Origin of the sequence: Microbispora rosea (assembly GCF_900156315.1) — a bacterium.
Lineage (GTDB): Bacteria > Actinomycetota > Actinomycetes > Streptosporangiales > Streptosporangiaceae > Microbispora > Microbispora rosea.
The window spans coordinates 154,146-171,449 of sequence record NZ_FTNI01000006.1; the positions used below are offsets into that span (position 1 = coordinate 154,146).

The 17,304-nt window shown below is 72.2% G+C and carries 13 protein-coding genes; 9 read left to right on the plus strand and 4 right to left on the minus strand.

Annotated elements, in window-relative coordinates:
- The 3 genes from BXA11_RS41275 to BXA11_RS11135 all read left to right on the plus strand — a co-directional run bounded on the left by BXA11_RS41275 (position 1) and on the right by BXA11_RS11135 (position 4,107).
- Positions 1 to 1,386 (plus strand): serine/threonine-protein kinase, encoded by a 1,386-nt coding sequence (locus BXA11_RS41275; protein ID WP_076434438.1) that lies wholly within the window; start codon positions 1 to 3, stop codon positions 1,384 to 1,386.
- A 1,023-nt stretch (positions 1,387 to 2,409) separates the two neighbouring features.
- On the plus strand, positions 2,410 to 3,786 hold the full coding sequence (locus tag BXA11_RS11130) for a hypothetical protein (protein ID WP_076434439.1): 1,377 nt from the start codon (positions 2,410 to 2,412) through the stop codon (positions 3,784 to 3,786).
- Positions 3,787 to 3,852: 66 nt separating this feature from the next.
- Positions 3,853 to 4,107 (plus strand): hypothetical protein, encoded by a 255-nt coding sequence (locus BXA11_RS11135; protein WP_030505732.1) that lies wholly within the window; start codon positions 3,853 to 3,855, stop codon positions 4,105 to 4,107.
- A 148-nt stretch (positions 4,108 to 4,255) separates the two neighbouring features.
- On the opposite strand, the gene BXA11_RS11140 is transcribed toward BXA11_RS11135, so the two are convergent.
- Complete coding sequence (locus BXA11_RS11140; RefSeq protein WP_030505731.1) at positions 4,256 to 4,591, minus strand: peptidylprolyl isomerase; 336 nt, start codon at positions 4,589 to 4,591, stop codon at positions 4,256 to 4,258.
- A gap of 408 nt (positions 4,592 to 4,999) precedes the next feature.
- Here BXA11_RS11140 and BXA11_RS11145 point away from each other — a divergent pair, with 408 nt between their 5' ends.
- From BXA11_RS11145 to BXA11_RS11165, 5 genes are all read left to right on the plus strand, one after another.
- The gene (locus BXA11_RS11145; protein WP_143734195.1) at positions 5,000 to 6,211 is read left to right on the plus strand and encodes an ROK family transcriptional regulator; all 1,212 of its coding nucleotides are present in this window, start codon (positions 5,000 to 5,002) and stop codon (positions 6,209 to 6,211) included.
- A gap of 121 nt (positions 6,212 to 6,332) precedes the next feature.
- The gene (locus BXA11_RS11150) at positions 6,333 to 7,247 is read left to right on the plus strand and encodes a TolB family protein (protein WP_076434440.1); all 915 of its coding nucleotides are present in this window, start codon (positions 6,333 to 6,335) and stop codon (positions 7,245 to 7,247) included.
- Positions 7,248 to 7,553: 306 nt separating this feature from the next.
- Complete coding sequence (locus BXA11_RS11155) at positions 7,554 to 10,367, plus strand: glycoside hydrolase family 3 protein (protein WP_076434441.1); 2,814 nt, start codon at positions 7,554 to 7,556, stop codon at positions 10,365 to 10,367.
- On the plus strand, positions 10,358 to 11,365 hold the full coding sequence (locus tag BXA11_RS11160) for a LacI family DNA-binding transcriptional regulator (RefSeq protein ID WP_076434442.1): 1,008 nt from the start codon (positions 10,358 to 10,360) through the stop codon (positions 11,363 to 11,365). The genes BXA11_RS11155 and BXA11_RS11160 overlap by 10 nt, the downstream gene beginning before the upstream one ends.
- The gene (locus BXA11_RS11165; protein ID WP_076434443.1) at positions 11,362 to 12,645 is read left to right on the plus strand and encodes a GH1 family beta-glucosidase; all 1,284 of its coding nucleotides are present in this window, start codon (positions 11,362 to 11,364) and stop codon (positions 12,643 to 12,645) included. The genes BXA11_RS11160 and BXA11_RS11165 overlap by 4 nt, the downstream gene beginning before the upstream one ends.
- A 12-nt stretch (positions 12,646 to 12,657) precedes the next feature.
- Here the strand turns inward: BXA11_RS11165 and BXA11_RS11170 are convergent, their stop codons facing one another.
- The gene (locus BXA11_RS11170; protein ID WP_076434444.1) at positions 12,658 to 13,788 is read right to left on the minus strand and encodes a low temperature requirement protein A; all 1,131 of its coding nucleotides are present in this window, start codon (positions 13,786 to 13,788) and stop codon (positions 12,658 to 12,660) included.
- A 34-nt stretch (positions 13,789 to 13,822) separates the two neighbouring features.
- Positions 13,823 to 14,857 (minus strand): isopenicillin N synthase family dioxygenase, encoded by a 1,035-nt coding sequence (locus tag BXA11_RS11175; protein WP_076434445.1) that lies wholly within the window; start codon positions 14,855 to 14,857, stop codon positions 13,823 to 13,825.
- A gap of 180 nt (positions 14,858 to 15,037) precedes the next feature.
- On the opposite strand from BXA11_RS11175, the gene BXA11_RS11180 reads away from it, so the two are divergent.
- Entirely contained in the window at positions 15,038 to 16,432 is a 1,395-nt protein-coding gene (locus BXA11_RS11180) for a sensor histidine kinase (protein WP_143734196.1), read from the plus strand.
- Between the two features lie 77 nt (positions 16,433 to 16,509).
- On the opposite strand, the gene BXA11_RS11185 is transcribed toward BXA11_RS11180, so the two are convergent.
- A complete protein-coding gene (locus BXA11_RS11185; protein ID WP_143734197.1) occupies positions 16,510 to 17,292 on the minus strand; it encodes a DoxX family protein in 783 nt (260 codons plus the stop codon).
- Between the last annotated feature and the right edge of the window lie 12 nt (positions 17,293 to 17,304).

Consider the following 17,304-nt stretch of genomic DNA (forward strand, 5'->3'; position numbering starts at 1 on the left):
GTGGACGTGCTCGCCGGGCGATACCGCCTCGCCGAACCGCTCGGCGAGGGCGGCGGCGGCACGGTCTGGCGCGCCCACGACCAGCTGCTGCGCCGGGAGGTGGCGATCAAGCAGCTGCACGTCCCGCCGGACCTGGACGACCGGCAGCGCGCCGACTTCCTCGGCAGAGCCGTCGAGGAGGCCCGGGCGGCCGGACGGCTCACCCACCCGTCCATCGTGACGGTCCACGATGTCGTCGGGCACGCCGGGCAGCCGTGGATCGTCATGGACCTGGTGCCAGGCCGCTCCCTCGACAAGATCATCCGAGAGGACGGGCCGCTGGCCTCCGAACGCGTCGCCGAGATCGGGCTGGCCGTGCTCGACGCGCTGGAGGCGGCCCACGCCCGGGGCATCCTGCACCGCGACGTCAAACCGGCCAACGTCCTCATCGGCCCGGACGGCCGCGCCCTGCTCACCGACTTCGGGATCGCGGCGCCGCTCGGCGGCGCCGGGCACTCCTGGCAGAGCTCGGCGGGCTCGCCCAACTACATGGCTCCGGAACGGTTCCGCGACGAGCCGGACGGGCCGCCCTCCGACCTGTGGTCCCTCGGGGCCACGCTCTACACCGCCGTCGAGGGGGAGCCGCCCTTCCACCGCAACATGGCGGCCGCGCTCGTCGCCGCCGTCCTGCTCCACGAGCCCCGGCCGATGACCCGGGCCTCGCGGGTGCTCGCGTGGATCGTGGTCGCCCTGCTCGACAAGGACCCGGCGCGCCGTCCGCCGCCCGAGGTCGTACGGCAGGCCCTGCACGCCGCCGCCGCGCAGCCCGCCCCCGCTCCCGCACCCGCCGGCCGGCCCGCCGGAACATTGCGTCTCGTCGTCGTGGCGGCCCTGGTGGTAGTGGTCGGCCTCGCGGCGGGCCTGGGCGCCTGGCTTCTCATGTCCGGGAAACAGGGCGGCTCGGGGCGCTTCGCCGGAGTCCCCGACGCCTGCCGGAGCCTGACAGACGCGCAGATCCGTGACCTCCTCGGCGTCACGCCGCGTGGGGAAGCCGCCGAGGGGCGATGCGAGTGGAAGGAGCACATCACCGGCCACGACGGAACGATCACGGTCGGATACCGGTTGCCGTCCGAGGGGGAGGGGGAGGCGGCGGCCTCCCGCGACCTCGCGGCGGAGCGGGCCTCGCGGGGCGCCGCCGCGCGCGACCGGCCCGGGATCGCCGACGAGGCCTTCACCTGTGACTCCTCCGACCCCGCCGCCGGGACCACCGGGGCAACGGTCTGGTTCCGCCGCAGCAATCTCATCGTCGAGGTCGCCTACCGGCGCGCCGGTGACCCCTCGGTCACCCCGGCCGACCGGCGCACGGCCGAGCGCGCAGCCGAACTCGTCGGCATCGGGCTCGGGTGACCTCCCGCTCAGCATCTGTAGGAGACCCCCATGACCAGCGGTGACGACGCCCCCGTCGAGCCCGGCGAGACGCCTCCCCGGGACGACCGCCCCCGGCAGGGCATGCCGCCGTACCCGCCTCAGGGCTACCCCCAACCGGGAGCGCCGGTCCAGCCGGGAGTGCCGCCCTACCCGCCCCCGTACGGTCCGCCGCCCGGGTCCCAGCCCGATCCGCAGCCCGGTCCGCCGTTCGGTTCGCAGCCCGGTGCACAGCCCGGGTCCCAGCCCGGCATGCCTGCGGCTCAACCGCCTCAACCGGGTGCGTATCCCGGTTCACCGCCGGGTTCCCAGCCGCAGCCGGGTGCCTACTCCGGTCCTCAGCCGCTGCCGGGTGCGTATCCCGGTCCACTGCCAATTTCCCAGCCGCAGCCGGGTGGGTACCCGGGTTCACCACCGGGTCCGCAGCCGCAGCAGGGCGCGTATCCCGGTTCACCGCCGGGTCCGCAATCGCAGCCGGGCGGGTACCCCGGTTCACCGCCGGGTTCCCAGCCGCAGCAGGGTGCCTACCCCGGTCCCCAGCCGCAGCAGGGTGCCTACCCCGGTCCGCAGCCGCAGCAGGGCGGGTATCCCGCCCCGGGGCCCTATCCCGGTCCTTCCGGGCCCCAGCCCGGTCCGCCGTTCGGTTCGCAGCCCAGTGCGCAGCCGTCCGGCGCACAGCCCGGCATGCCTGCGGCTCAATCGCCTCAGCCGGGCGGCTACCCCGGTCCACCGCCGGGTCCGCAATCGCAGCCGGGTGCGTACCCCGGTTCCCAGCCGCAGCAGGGCGGGTACTCGAGCCCATATCCAGGTCCGCCGCCAGGGCCGCAGCCCCAGCCCGGTGCCTACCCGGGTGCCGTGCCCGGGGGCGCCCCGCAGCCGTCTCAATCACCCCAGTCGAATCCCTATCCATCGCCGGGCGGGCAGGGTGGGCCGGGTGGTCCGCCGCTTGGGACGCCGGGGCAGGGGTGGCAGGCGGCGACGCCGCCTCCGCCCGAGTTGTGGCAGATGCCGACCCAGCCCTCCGTTCCGGCGCGGCGGGTGTGGGTGCTGCCGGTGGCGGCGGTCGTCGCCGTGCTGGTGGTGGCCGGGGGGACGTTCGCGTTCATGACGGTGCGCCAGACGGGGACGCCCGCCAAGGCGGGAGCGACGACGGCGGCGACGGCCGAGAAGTCGGCGTCGGCCGCGCCGGTGGCGGCGACCGCCGACGTGTGCTCGATGCTCGACCCGGACGAGGCCGAGCGACTCGTGCCGGGAGCCACGATCGACTCCTCGACGAACGACAACCGTGGCGACACCCTCGTCAGCTACGTCCGCTACACCTGCGGCTGGGTCAACCGGAACATCTCGTACAAGGACGTCACCCGCAGTCGTGAGATCACGGTGAACGTGTCGAAGTACGAGGCGATCGGGACGACCACGGCGGAGAAGGCGGCGCGGATCCAGTTCGACGGCGAGTTCAAGCAGTACAAGTACCAGTCGACCCATTCGGACGAGGAGCACTACTACTCGCCGGTCCGGGAGTACCAGGGCGTCGGAGACCAGGCGGCCGCGCAGTACCAATGGACGCGGGAGGGGGACAAGTACTGGTACTCCTTCGGCCAGGGAGTCGGCCGGGTGGGCGACGTGGTCTTCCAGGTGAAGTTCGAGGCGAGCCAGAAGAAGAAGGAAGCCGATTTCCTGTCGACGGAGAGCACGCAGTCGATCACCGAGGAGAACGCCCTGCGTGAGGTGAAGGGCCTGCTCGGGCAGCTCGCCAAGTCGGTGACCGCCTGGCGGGCCGGGCAGCCGCTGCCGTACCACGCGCGTCCCAAGCCGAGCCCGTCGCCGTCGCCCTCGCCCACCCGGATCCCCCTGCCCAAGGCCTGCGTGAGCCTCAAGACGCTGGCCGCGACCCTGGTGCCGGACACCGAGGGCGCGGCGGTGCGGAGCAAGGAGGGCCACTCGAACGTCTCCCAGTGCCAGTGGTGGAACGAGAAGCTGCCGCTCGGCGGAGGCAAGGTCCGGTGGCGCAACCTGCGTGTCGCCATCCACACCTTCTGGGACGCGGAATCCGCCCGTTACTACCTCATCGATCAGCGCTCGAAGACCAAGTTCACGGCGAGCAGCGAGATCGGCGGCATCAAGTGGGGCAAGGTCGAGAAGCTGACCGGCTTCGGGCAGGAGGCGTTCGGCCAGGCGATCCGGCAACGCACCGACACGGCCCAGGGCAACCGGTACGAGATCTACGCGCTGGACGGCAAGAACGTCATATGGGTGCTGCTGTCGGGCAGCGACCGTCCGGAGAACACACCGATCAACGCGCCCGACTCCGTCCTCATGGACCCGAAGGAGGCGGCCACCGGGGCGAAGTCCGTGGCCAAGGCCCTGCTCGGTGCCCTGTAAGCCGGTGTTCGTGCAGGTTCACGCGGGTATTTCCCCCCTCGACCGCGAGTCGACGGGGGGAAAACCATGGCTACCTGTGAGGTCTGCGGCAACGATTACGACATGGCCTTCGAAGTGCACACGCAGGGAGCGGTGCACGTCTTCGACAGTTTCGAATGCGCCATCAGCCGGATGGCGCCGGTATGCGAGCACTGCGGGTGCCGCATCGTGGGCCACGGCTCCGAGCTCGACGGCCGCTGGTTCTGCTGCGCGCACTGCGCCCGGGAGGCCGGCGCGACCAGGATTGTCGACAGAGAGGTCACCGGCGCCGTCGCACGCTAGTGCGCAGTCCGCCACCGTTCACCGGCTGGGGGAGCGGAGCGCGGCGCGGCTTGATTTGCCGGACACGCCCAAGGGCGGCGGGTCACCGTGACAGTCGTGAGGGCCTCCGAGCGGGATCGACTCCCGCGGGAGGCCCTCATGCCGTATGTCAGGGCTCGAACGCGACCAGCCGGATGATGAGGAATCCCTCGCCCTCGCGCTTCGGCGGCAGCGTGGTGCCCGGCACGGCCTCGAACACCTCCGGATGCTCGTCCCTGGTCACCACGCCGAACAGGTCGTCCGGCAGGGTCATGCCCAGCGCCATGGCACGCCTCGCCGCGGCGTAGAAACTGCCGCCCGCCTCCAGGTCGGCGGCGACCGTCTCGGCCGCGGGCCGGTCGGGCACTCGGATGCGGGCCACCCGGGCCCGCTCCGGCCGGGCCGATCGGGCACGGAGATAGTCCTCGATCTCCCACACGAGCAACTCGCCGAGGTAATGCGACATATCCCTCTTCACGGGGCTCAGACTCGCCTATGGCGGTTGATTCCCGTTTGCACTCCGTTTGCTCCGTGTTCGGCCTTCCGGCGCCCGTGTTTCCGGCGCCCGTGTTTCCGGCGCCCGTGTTTCCGGTGCCGGCCGAGGGCCCGCCGGGGCCCGCTCATCTCGCCCGGGTGCTTGCCCCTGGATTCACATGACGCTCCACGGTAGTCTTTTAGTTAGTTTCGTAGCCAAACAAATGACGGAGGAGCGAGTGCCACCAGGTTACCCGGGAGGCGCTGGGACCGGTGGCCGGTGCCAAGCCGGGCGCGGCGCTGCCCGTGCGTTCGCGAGTGCCACGACTCCGGCCGCTGCTGTCGTGTCAAATTGCTTGCAATTGCGGCATGATGAGCCCGAGCGGGAACGGGGCGGACATTGATCACATCGCACAACGGGCCACAGCCGGCCGACTTCACCGACGTGCGGGCGACCAACCTCGCGGTCGTGCTGCGGTTCGTCCGGGAGAACGCCCCCTGCTCGCGCGCCGACATCGCCGCCTCGACGGGCCTCAACAAGGCCACCGTGTCCAGCCTGGTCGCCGACCTCATCGACCGGCGACTGCTCCGGGAGACCGGCCTGACCGAGCACCGCGTGGGCCGGCCCGCCACCATGCTCGTCCTGGACGGCTCGCCGTACGCCGCGATCGGCATCGAGGTCAACGTCGACTACATCACGGCGGTCGCGGTGGACCTCAAGGGCGAGGAGCTCCTGAACTGGCGGCGGTCCTTTCCCGGCGGGACCTCCAGCGCGGCCCAGGCGGTCGTCGCCATGGCGGCGCTCGCCCGGCGGGTCGTCAGCCGGATGACCAAGGAGGCCCGGCAGGTGCTCGGCCTGACCGTGGCCGTGCCCGGGCTGGTCGACGTCAACGGGATCGTGCGGGTCGCCCCCAACCTGGGCTGGCGTGACGCGGACCTGGCGGGCGACCTCACCAAGGCGCTGCGCGACCCCGGCTTCCCCGTGCTCGTGGACAACGACGCCAACCTCGCCGCTCTGGCCGAGCACCGGTTCGGGCCCCACCGCAACGCCGCGAACCTCGTCTACGTGACCGGCGAGGTCGGCGTGGGCGCGGGCATCGTCATGGACGGCCGGCTCAGGCGGGGCGGGCAGGGCTTCAGCGGAGAGATCGGTCACATCGAGATCGCCCCCGCCGGGCCCACCTGCCGCTGCGGCCGGCGCGGCTGCCTGGAGGCCGTCGCCGGGATCGGCGCGATCCTCGCCCACACGGCGCCCGACGCCTCGCCGTCCGAGCTCGAACTCGAGATCGACGAGGTCGTACGGCGCGCCCGCGACGGCGAGCCGGACATCCTCGCGCTGCTGGAGGGCGTGGGACGCCACCTCGGCAGGGGAATGGCCGCCGTGGCCAACCTGCTCAACCCGGAGGTGGTGATCCTCGGGGGCTACTACGTGCCGCTGGCGCCCTGGCTCGTCGCGTGCGCGGAGGAGGAGATGTTCGGCAGGGTGCTCGCCCCCGGCGGGGGAGGCTGCCGCCTGGAGGTGTCCACGCTCGGGTACGGCGCGGCCGCGCTCGGGGCCGCCGCGCGGGTGCTCGACTCGGTCGACTCCGGGCGCCTGCCCGCGCAGCGCTGACCGTCGTCCCCTGGGGCCGGGCGGGCCGTTCCCCGCGGCAGCCGTACGAATATCGAGGGCGATGCGAACCCGGCCGGGGCGTGATGCGTCGAACAACGCACTGTCGACGAATTGGACCATCATGAACACTCGCCTGCTGCTCTGCACCGCGCTCACGGCCGCACTGGCCGCCCCCGCACTGGCCGCCCCCGCGTCCGCCGCTCCGGCCGGGGCCTCCGCCGCGCCCAAACCCCTCACCGGGGTCGCCGTCTACCTCTCGTACGGCAAGGGGTTCCCGGTCAGCCGTTACGAGCCAGGCAAGGGCTTCACGAAGCTGGGCGCCATGCCGATGACGGGCCAGTTCTCCGCCTCCCCGGACGGCAGGAAGCTCGCCTGGATCACCGCCGCCGGGTACGTGCGGGTCGGCGACGGCCGCAGGGTCACGACCGCGGCCAAGGGCGCCGCGGCCGGGTTCCCGTGCGCCACCCCGGTCTGGTCGCCCGACTCCAGGCAGGTCGCGTACGTGGGGAAGGGCAACTCCGACGCGGCCGCCGTCTCGGTCGTCGGCGCCGACGGCAGGGGCCGCAGGAAGGCGGGCACGACCCTCGGGGTGTGCCACCTGGCCTGGTCGGCGGGCGGCCGCTACCTCGCCGGGTACGCCGGGACGACCGAGGGCGTGTACCGCCTCGACGTGAAGACCGGCAAGGCGACCAAGGTCAGGGGCGTCGGCCTCGCCAACCACGTGCAGAGCCTGTCGCCCGACGGCTCGAAGGTCGTCGTGGCGCCGCTGTCGAGGAACGCGCCGGGGGGCGACGGCTCCTGGCCGGGAGGCTTCCGCCCGGCCGTGGTCGACGTGACCACGGGAAAGAAGATCGCCATCCCGGTGAAGGGCTCGCTCATCGGCGCCTTCTACCTGCGCGACGGCCGTCTGGTCGTCCGGGTCGCCGGGCGCACCGCCAATACCCTCGTCGTGCTCGACAAGAACGGCAGGCAGGTGCAGCGCCTGGCCGAGCCCGCCGCGGCCAGGCGGCAGGCGCTGCTGCAGATCGTCGGCTGACCTGAGGCTTCCGGCCGCGGCCGGAAGGGGGCGGGCGCGGACCGGCCGGGACTCCGGCCCGCGCCCGCCGACGCCGATGGGACATCGGGGTGAAAGCCGGTGCGACGGGGGTCTTGACCTGAGCCGAGGATGAGGGCACTCTTCCGGATAAGCCCGGATTTACACGACGGAAACTTCCGGTAACCCTTTCGAAGCGCTTCGACAGCGGCGCTTCTCCAACCGAACATGCGGATCCTCGCGACGCCCCCATGGGCGCGTTTTTCGGCAGGTCATCGAAGCGCTTCGACGCGAAGGGTGAGTCTCCAGATGAACGAACCGGCGAGACATGACCAGGACCCGGCATTCCGGAACCCCGCGCTGTCTCCCGCCGAACGGGTGGACGACCTGCTCGGCAGGCTCACACTCGACGAGAAGATCGGCCTGCTGCACCAATACCAGGCGCCGGTGGAACGGCTCGGCCTGCGGGGCTTCCGCACCGGCACCGAGGCCCTGCACGGCCTGGCCTGGCACGGCCCGGCCACCGTCTTCCCCCAGGCCGTCGGCCTGGCCAGCACCTGGAACCCGGACCTGGTCCGCCAGGTAGGCGAGGCGACCGGCGACGAGGTCATGGCCTTCCACCACAAGGACCCGCAGAGCGTGGGCCGCAACGTCTGGGCGCCGGTGGTCAACCCGCTGCGCGACCCGCGCTGGGGCCGCAACGAGGAAGGCTACTCCGAGGACCCCTGGCTGACCGGCGTCATGGGCACGGCCTACGCCCGCGGCCTGCGCGGCGGCCACGCCGTGCTGAAGACGGCGCCCACGCTGAAGCACTTCCTGGGCTACAACAACGAGACCGACCGGTGCGTGACCTCCAGCGGCCTGCCGCCGCGGGTGCTGCACGAATACGAGCTCAAGGCGTTCCGCCCGGCCGTCGAGTCGGGGGCCGCGGTGGCCGTCATGCCGTCGTACAACCTCGTCAACGGGCGGCCCGCGCACCTGTCGCCGCTGATCGGCAGTCACCTGCGGACGTGGGCGCCCGACGACGTCCTCGTGGTCAGCGACGCGTACGCGCCGGGGAACCTCGCCGGGCTGCAGGGCTACCACAAGGACCTGCCGGAGGCGTACGCGCACGCGATCAAGGCCGGGCTGGACAGCTTCACCCAGGACGACGCGGACGCCGCCGCCACCCTGGGCCACGTCAGGGCCGCGCTCGACCGCGGCCTGCTGACCGAGGCCGACGTCGACGCCGCCGCCCGGCACACGCTGTCGATCCGGGTGCGGCTCGGCGAGTTCGACCCCGCCACGCCGTACGACGACATCACCCACGACGTCGTCAACAGCCCCGAGCACCGGCGTCTCGCCCGGGAGGCGGCCCGCCAGTCGATCACCCTGCTGAAGAACGACGGTCTGCTCCCGCTGGCGAACCCGCGTACGGTCGCGGTGATCGGCCCGCTGGCCGACGCGTTGTTCGAGGACTGGTACAGCGGCACGCTGCCCTACCAGGTCACGGCCCTGGCGGGGCTCGCCGAGCGGTGCGAGACCGTCTACTGCGAGGGCGCCGACCGGGTGGCGCTGCGCACCGAGGGCGGGTACGTCGGCGCGTCCGCCGACCCCGACGGCGGGCCGCTGCACGTGGGGAGCGAGCGCTCCTGCTTCGACGTGTTCGACTGGGGCGGCGGCGCGTTCGCGTTCCGCTCCTGCGCCAACGGGCGGCACGTGTCGGCGGGCGAGGACGGCGTGCTGTCCAACGACCAGCCGGGACCGAACGGCTGGGAGGTGCGCCAGACCTTCCGGATCGAGGAGCGGCCGAGGGGCGTGGTGCTGCGCAACATCTCCTCGGGCCGGTACGTCACCGTGGCCGACGGCGTCGTGCGCACGACCGACGACCCCGACGCCGCGTCCGTGCTGTCCCTGGAGCCGGTGGAGAGCGGCGCGGCCCGCGCGGCGGAGGCGGCGGCCCGCGCCGACGTCGCGATCGTCGTGCTGGGCGACCACCCGCTGGTGAACGGCCGCGAGACCGAGGACCGCGCGACGCTGGCGCTGCCCGAGCGGCAGGAGGCCCTGTTGAAGGCCGTCCACGCGGCCAACCCGGCGACCGTGCTGGTGATCTCCAGCGGCTACCCCTTCGCCGTGACCTGGGCGCAGGAGCACCTGCCCGCGATCGTCTGGTCGGCCCACGGCGGCCAGGAGTACGGCCACGCGCTCGCGGGCGTGCTGCTCGGCGACGACGGACCGGGCGGCCGCCTCACCCAGACGTGGTACCGCTCGGCCGCCGACCTGCCCGACCTATTCGACTACGACATCATCGCCTCGGACGCCACCTACCTCTACTACCGTGGCCGGCCGCTCTACCCGTTCGGGCACGGCCTGAGCTACACCCGCTTCGCCTACTCCGATCTGGAGCTGTCGCCGGCCGACCTCGCCGCGGGCGGCACGCTGACCGCCCGGGTGACCGTGACGAACGCGGGCGAGCGCGAGGGGGAGGAGGTCGTGCAGTTCTACACCCACCAGCGGCGCTCCCGGGTGAAGCAGCCGCTGCGCCAGCTGCGCGGCTTCGTCAAGGTGCGGCTCGCGCCGGGCGAGAGCCGTACGGTGTCGGTGGACGTGCCGGTCGCCGAGCTGGCCTTCTGGGACGTGACGCGCGGCAGGTTCGTGGTCGAGGAGGCCACGCACAAGGTGCAGGTGGGTGCCTCGTCGGGGGACATCCGGCTGTGCGCGTCGTTCCGCGTGCGCGGCGAACGCATCCCGCCGCGTGATCTGACCTCGGGGCCACTGGACGCGGCCGATCACGACGAGTACGACGGTGTGGTGCTGTGCGACGCCGCTCTCGACTCCGGCGACGCGGTCCGCTCCACGGGACCGGGGGCGTGGATCGCCTTCAAGGACTGCGACCTCGGCGATCAGGGCTCGTCCGCCTGCGTGCTCGCGGTGTCGAGCGACGAGGGCGGCGTGGTCACGCTGCGGCTCGACGATCCTCTGATCGGCGAGGTCGCCGGCGCGGTCAGCGTCCCGCCCACGGCGACCAGGCATGATTTCGTGGAGGTGAGCACCCCTCTGGCGGGAGCCGCAGGAGTGCGCGATCTTTATGTGGTGTACGAGAGCGAGGGGGTCGCGGTGAGCGCGCTGGGGTTCTGCCCGTGAGGACCGTGACGATCGCCGACGTCGCCAAGCACGCGGGGGTGGCCGTCAGCACGGTCTCGTACGTGCTGAGCGGCAAGCGGGCGATCTCGGCGACCACCCGGCAGCGGGTCCTGGACAGCGTGCGGGTCCTCGGTTACCACCCCAACGCCGGCGCCCGCGCGCTGGCGAGCAAGCGAGCGAAGGTCATCGCCCTGGTGCTGCCGCTGCGGGCCGGCATGAACCTGCCGGTCCTGATGCAGTTCGCGACCTCGGTCGTCACCACGGCCCGCCAGTACGACCACGACGTGCTGCTCATGACGGCCGACGAGGGGGCGGACGGGCTGCATCGGGTGGCGGCCAGCGCGCTGGTCGACGGGCTGTTGCTGATGGACGTGGAGATCCACGACCCCCGCGTGCCGCTGCTACGCAAGCTCGCCGAGCCGAGCGTGCTGATCGGTTTCCCCGCCGACCCCGAGGGGCTGACCTGCGTCGACCTCGACTTCGCCCACGCCGGGGCGCTGTGCGCCGACCACCTGGCCGACCTCGGGCATCGCGAGATCGCGCTGCTCGGCGCGCCGCGCGTGGTCTACGAGCGCGGCACGGGTTTCGCGGAGCGGACGATGGCGGGTTTCGTCGAGGCGGCCCGGCGGCACGGCATCGAGGCCGACGCACGGCCCTGCGAGGAGTCGTTCGACGAGATCCACGCCGCCGTGAAGCTGCTCCTCGACGAGCGGCCGGGGCTGTCCGGGCTCGTCGTGCACAACGAGGCGGCCGCCGGCCATGTGCTGGGGGCGTTGCGGATCCTCGGGAGGCGGGTGCCCGAGGACGTCTCGGTGGTGGCGATCTGCCCGGACGACATCGCCGAGCGGGCCAGCCCCGCGCTGACCTCCGTGCTCATTCCCGCCGAGGACGTCGGCAGGCAGGCGGTCCGGCTGCTCATGGCGAAGCTGGAGGGCCAGGCCGTGCCGGAGTCGACGCTCCTCGAACCTCGGCTGACGATTCGCGAAAGTTCACGATGACCTCTTTTCCCGACGGCTTCCTTTGGGGGGCCGCGACCGCGTCGTACCAGATCGAAGGAGCGGTCCACGCCGACGGCCGCGTCCCCTCGATCTGGGACACCTTCTCCCACACCCCCGGGATGGTCGCCGACGGCCACACCGGCGACGTGGCCTGCGATCACTACCACCGCTATCTCGAGGACGTCGAGATCATGGCGTGGCTGGGGCTCAAGGCCTACCGGTTCTCGGTGGCCTGGCCGCGCCTGGCCGACCTGAGCTTCTACGACCGGCTCGTCGACGCCCTGCTCGCCAAGGGCATCACGCCCGTCGCGACGCTCTATCACTGGGACCTCCCGCAGACGCTGCAGGACACGGGCGGCTGGACCAACCGTGAGACGGCCTTCCGGTTCGCCGACTACGCCGCCGTCGTGCACCGGCGACTCGGCGACCGCGTCGGCCTCTGGACGACGCTCAACGAGCCCTGGGTGTCGGCGTTCGTCGGGCACGGTTCGGGCCGGCACGCGCCCGGGGTGACCGACCCGGCCGCCGCGTTCACCGCCGCCCACAACCTGATGCTCGGGCACGGCCTGGCCGTGCAGGCGCTGCGGGCGGGGGGCGTGGAGTCCGTCTCGCTGACGCTCAACCTGACGCCGGTCCTCGGCGACCCCGAGCCGGCCCGCCTGGTCGACGGGCTGGCGAACCGGCTGTTCCTCGACCCCGTACTGCGTGGCGAGTACCCCGCCGACGTCCTCGCCCACCTTGAGCGTTTCACCAAGGTCAACCTGGACGACCTGCCGACGATCGCGCAGCCGATCGACGTGCTCGGCGTCAACTACTACACGGTCAACCGGGTGGTCGCCGACCCCTCGTCCGAGGGGCATCTGGAGTATCCGGGCAGCGAGGGCATCGCCTGGGAGGACCCGCACGGTGAGGTCACCGAGATGGACTGGGAGATCAATCCCGCCGGTCTCGAGGACCTGCTCGTACGGCTGTCGCGCGACTACCCGGGCGTGCCCCTGATGATCACGGAGAACGGGGCCGCCGTTCCCGACGGGGTGTCCGACCCCGGCCGGATCTCCTATCTCGACGCCCACTTCCGCGCCGCCCGGTCGGCGATGGACCGGGGCGCCGACCTGCGCGGCTACTTCGTGTGGTCGCTGATGGACAACTTCGAGTGGGCCCGGGGCTACCAGAAGCGGTTCGGGCTCGTCCGCGTCGACTACGACACGCTGGAGCGCACGCCGCGCGACAGCGCCCGCTGGTATCGCGAGGTGATCGCCGGGAACGGCCTGGCGGACTGAGGCGGCCGGCCCCTAGAGGACGGTTTCCACGCAGGTCATCGCGACCAGCAGGACGACCAGCGCGCCGAGGTGGGCGGCCGACGACCACAGGCCGATCGGGACGGTCGCCGCGGCCAGCAGCGCCGCGGCGACCCGTACGGCGGTCCGCCCCATCCCGAGCACCCGGCGGAACCACAGGTCGCCGAGCAGGAACAGCGCGGTTCCCCCGGCCAGCGCGACGGCGGGGCCCAGGCCGAGGTGGTCGTGGCCGACGGCCTTCTTGATTCCGGCCGCCGTCGCGACGATCCCGAGCAGGATCGGGATGTGGGCGTAGAAGTACGCGCCCAGGATGAGCCGTGTCCGCTGGACGACGTCGGCCCGCATCAGCGCGTGCTCGGGCCCGCTCTCGCCGCGTCCGAAGTACACCCACCACAGCGACGCGGTGAGGGCGAGGCCCAGCAGGGCCGCGATGATCAGCGCCGCGCCCGGGTGGCCGTCGGTCGCCCCGATGCCGATCGCCACGATCGACTCGCCCAGCACGATGATGACGAGCAGGCCGTGCCGTTCGACGATGTGCGCGGGGTGCAGGGGGAAGCCCTTCTGCCCGATGAAGATCGGGCTCAGCCAGATCAGCACGAGGGCCGCCGTCCACAGCGCGTAGTTCCACGGCGAACCGGCGAAGGCGGCGACGAAGACGAGCGCGGTCGCGGCCAGGTTGAACGGCACGACCCGGGCGATGGCGGCCGTCGCCTGCAGATAGAGCCCGCCGTGAACGAGCACGATGACGAGGTAACCGACGGCGAACGCCACGCCGCTGCCCGAGAACGTGTGCGGGATGGCCAGGGCCATGATCAGGAATCCGGCCATGCCGCACAGGATCAGCACCCGCCGGGCCGCGCGCTCCGGCGGCACGGTGTTGGTGAGCCAGGCGTAGCCGGAGTACATCCACCAGAGCAGACCGAAGATCAGGACCGCCTGCACGGTGCCCTGGCCGGTGAACCCCGCTCCGTCCCGCCGGGTGAAGTCGTCCACCAGCAGCGACGTGAGCTGCGTGATCGTGAAGACGAAGACGAGGTCGAAGAAGAGCTCGATTGTGGAGACGCGCAGTTCTGCGTCCGGAGCGGTCGGCTCGACGCGCTCGGCGAACCAGCGGGGGAGAGGCATGGCGCTTATTGTGCCGGTTACACCGCTTTCTTGATTACATATTTTCACGTGCTCCGGAGGCCGGAGGCAGCACCCGGTCGCCGAGTCCCGGAAACACCCTGGCGACCTTCGCGGTCAGGTAGTCGCCGTACGTGCCGGTGAAGGCCCGCAGGTCCAGGCCGTCCCAGCGGGCGCGGCCCCCCTCGCGGGCGGGCAGGGAGGGCAACGGCGGCACCTCGCAGTCCCAGCCCGGGTCGAAGAAGAAGGGGAAGGAGAGCCTGCCGCGGCCCGTGGCGTTGCGCACGCGGTGCGGGGTCGACCGATACAGGCCGCCGGTCAGCTTGTCGAGCATGTCGCCGATGTTGCAGACCAGGGTGCCGGGGATGGGCGGCGCCTCGATCCAGCCACGGGAGGTGTGCACCTGGAGGCCGGGATTGTCGTCCTGGAGCAGCAGCGTCAGCAGACCGTAGTCGGTGTGCTCGCCGACCCCCCACTCCTCGGGGCCGGCGTACGTCGGCGGCGGATAGTGGAAGATCCGGAACAGGATCGTGGGCGTGGCCGTGTAACCGGCGGCGAAGTAGTCCTCGTCGAGTCCCAGGCTCAGCGCCACGCCCCGCATGACCGCCTGCCCCGCATGGGTGAGGGCGTCCATGTACGCGAGCACGGCCCGGCGCAGCTCGGGCACCTCCTCGGGGAAGAGGTTGCGTCCGTGCAGCGGCCGGGGGTCGTCGGGGTCGAGCTCGGCGCCGAAGTAGACGCCCTCCTTGAGGTCGGGCCGGCCGGAGGTGAGCTCGCCGCCGACGGGGAAGTATCCGCGCCAGGCGCGTCCGCCGCGTTCCATGGAGATGCGCGACTTGTGCTCCTCCGGCAGCCGGAAGAAGCGCGCCGCGGCGTCCCTGAGCTCCGCGATCAGGGCCTCGGGCACCCCGTGGCCGGTAATGTAGAAGAAACCGCTGTCCAAGCAGGCGGCCTCGATCCGGCGTGCGACCTCGGCGCGCTCGTGGCCCGCTGCGGGGCCGGTCCCGGGGCCCGTCCCGGGGCCGGTGAGGGCGGTGACGTCGATCACCGGCAGTGGTCCGGCGGCGTTCATACCCCATATCCCACCATCCGGGAGGGCAGTCCGGAAGGCTCCTTTACCCGCTTGCCGGTCGTGTGGCGCGTGTCAGCATTTCGACCCAACAGGACCATCTCGTCCGGTTTGTTCCGTTACCGATTAATAACGCCCTGAAGGGTAAATTTCTTACGCATGGGTAATTCGGCCACGTCGTGAGTGGGCGATCACGTGGGCTTCTGGGATCGTTGGTCGGTCAGGAATCGCATCGCGCTGTTCACCGGCACGGTGGTCGCCCTGCTGTGCACCGCGTTCTCGATCGTGCTGGTGTGGTCCCTGCACCTGGCGGCGCGGGACAGCCTTCTGCTGAGGGTGACGGCGGCGGGCGGGCGGGTCGCCTACCTCGTGGACCATGGGCTGGCGGGGAGCGTGCTGCCCCCCAGTGGGCCGGATCAATCCGTCCAGGTGGTGGACCCGCAGGGCAGGGTGCGTTCGGCCACGCCGGAGATCGCCGGAAAGCCGGCCATGGCGACCTTCCGTCCCACGGCGCCGAGCCGCAAGGCCACGCGCGAGGTCTGCGGTGGCGTCTTCGGCGCGGACCAGTGTCACGTCGTGGTCGCGCAGCAGGTCTACGCCAACGGCGGAGACTGGACCGTCTACAGCGCCGCGCCGGTCCAGGAACTCGATGTGCCGCCGGGCCTGGTGGCCGGTCTGGCCGCGGGATCCGTGCTCGTCACGGCCGCCGTCGCGTACGGCACCCGGCGCAGCGTGAAGCGGGCGCTGTCCCCGGTGCGGGCCATCAGAGCCGAGCTCGACGAGATCAACGCGTCGGACCTCGGGCGGCGGGTGCCGGTCCCCGAGGCGAAGGGGGAGATCCACGACCTCGCCCAGAGCGTCAACTACACGCTGGACCGGCTGGAGGAGACGCTCGAGCAGCAACGGCGCTTCACCTCCGACGCGTCCCACGAGCTGCGCAGCCCGATCACCGCCATCCGCGCGCAGGTGGAGGACGCGCTGCTCGCGCCGCAGGAGTCCGACCTGCGGGAGATCGGTCCGGCCGTGCTGAAGAGCCTCGAACGGCTCCAGGCGATCGCCTCCGACCTGCTGACGCTCGCCCGTCTCGACGCGGGCGCGCCCTGCGAGCGCGAGCCGCTGGACCTCGGCGGGCTCGTGGCCGCCGAACTGGACGTCCGCCGTCCGCTCAGGAGGATCGTCTCGCAGCTGACTCCCGGTGTGGTCGTCCGGGGAGACCGCATCCGGCTGGGCCGCCTGGTCACCAACCTCCTCGACAACGCCGAAAGGCACGCCGTCACCACCGTGCGGTTGGAGGTGCGCAGAGAGGAGCCGCCCGACGGCGACCCCCGGTTCCGTTCCGGCATGGCCGTGCTCGAAGTGCTCGACGACGGCGCGGGGATCTCACGTGACCAGCGGGAGTTCGTCTTCCAGCGGTTCACCCGGCTCGACACGGCTCGTAGCAGGAACGCCGGGGGAGCGGGTCTGGGCCTGCCGATCGCCCGGCAGATCGCCGAGAGTCACGGCGGCACGCTGACGATCATCGACAGCCCGGGCGGCGCGCGCTTCCTCCTGCGCCTGCCGCTCTCCCGGGAGCCCTGACCGGGGCGGCCGGCCCCTGCGCATTCCGCATACCTGAGTCCAGGGCCGCGCCCGTGGCCCGTACGCCTGACCCGGCGTCAGCGAGCCTCGGCCCGGCTCTCCGTGGTCGTCTCGTCCTCTCGCCGGGTGCGCCGCTGGCGAGGCGCGGCCTTGCGTACCGTCGTCGTGGCCTCCTCGCCGGGCCGCTCCGTCGCCCTCCCGGTTCCGGCCCCGGTTCCGGCCGCGGTGGAGCCCGCGCTCTCGCCGGAGCCGCCCGCCGGGGCCGGCTTCGGCGACGCGGGCGAGCCGGTGGAGGGGGCGGGCTTGGACTGCCGGTCCCCGGAAGCGGGCCCGGACGGGGCGGGGCGGGGCTGAGGTTCGCCCGCGCCCGGCTCGCCGGGCCGTGGCGGACGCAGCGCCGCGATGACGGCGTCGGCCTCCGCGTCGGCCGCGAACTCTCCGGCCGCCTCGGCCTCGCGCCGTTTGATGACCACCATGTGATCGACGGAGATCCGGCCCGCGCCGGTGACGGCCAGCAGCACGGAGGCGGCCCCGAGGGCCACGATCAGTTCGATGTCGCCTCCGGTGAGCGGCAGGCCGTTGTCTCCGGCCGTGACCACGAACACCGCGAGGGCCTCGGCGAACAGCAGCAGCCCGACGGCCGGCACGGCGAGGCCCGCGATCAGCAGCGTGCCGCCCACCAGCTCGGTCAGCATGGTCACCGGCGCCCACACGTGGGGCAGCGGGGCCTGGAGCGCGGTGAACTGGTCGGCGGTGGCGTTGAGGCCGGCTTCGAGCTTCTGCCAGCCGTTGGCGAAGAAGATCCCGCCGACGCCCATGCGGGCGGCCAGCGAGGCTAAGTCGTGCAAGGTTCTCTTCACGGCTTCTCACTC

Excerpts from the sequence above, each read along its gene's own strand:
- BXA11_RS11130 (WP_076434439.1), top strand. The coding sequence starts at position 2,410 with ATGCCGACCCAGCCCTCCGTTCCGGCGCGGCGGGTGTGGGTGCTGCCG.
- BXA11_RS11135 (WP_030505732.1), top strand. The coding sequence starts at position 3,853 with ATGGCTACCTGTGAGGTCTGCGGCAACGATTACGACATGGCCTTCGAA.
- BXA11_RS11140 (WP_030505731.1), bottom strand. The coding sequence starts at position 4,591 with ATGTCGCATTACCTCGGCGAGTTGCTCGTGTGGGAGATCGAGGACTAT.
- BXA11_RS11150 (WP_076434440.1), top strand. The coding sequence starts at position 6,333 with ATGAACACTCGCCTGCTGCTCTGCACCGCGCTCACGGCCGCACTGGCC.
- BXA11_RS11155 (WP_076434441.1), top strand. The coding sequence starts at position 7,554 with ATGAACGAACCGGCGAGACATGACCAGGACCCGGCATTCCGGAACCCC.
- BXA11_RS11165 (WP_076434443.1), top strand. The coding sequence starts at position 11,362 with ATGACCTCTTTTCCCGACGGCTTCCTTTGGGGGGCCGCGACCGCGTCG.
- BXA11_RS11170 (WP_076434444.1), bottom strand. The coding sequence starts at position 13,788 with ATGCCTCTCCCCCGCTGGTTCGCCGAGCGCGTCGAGCCGACCGCTCCG.
- BXA11_RS11175 (WP_076434445.1), bottom strand. The coding sequence starts at position 14,857 with ATGAACGCCGCCGGACCACTGCCGGTGATCGACGTCACCGCCCTCACC.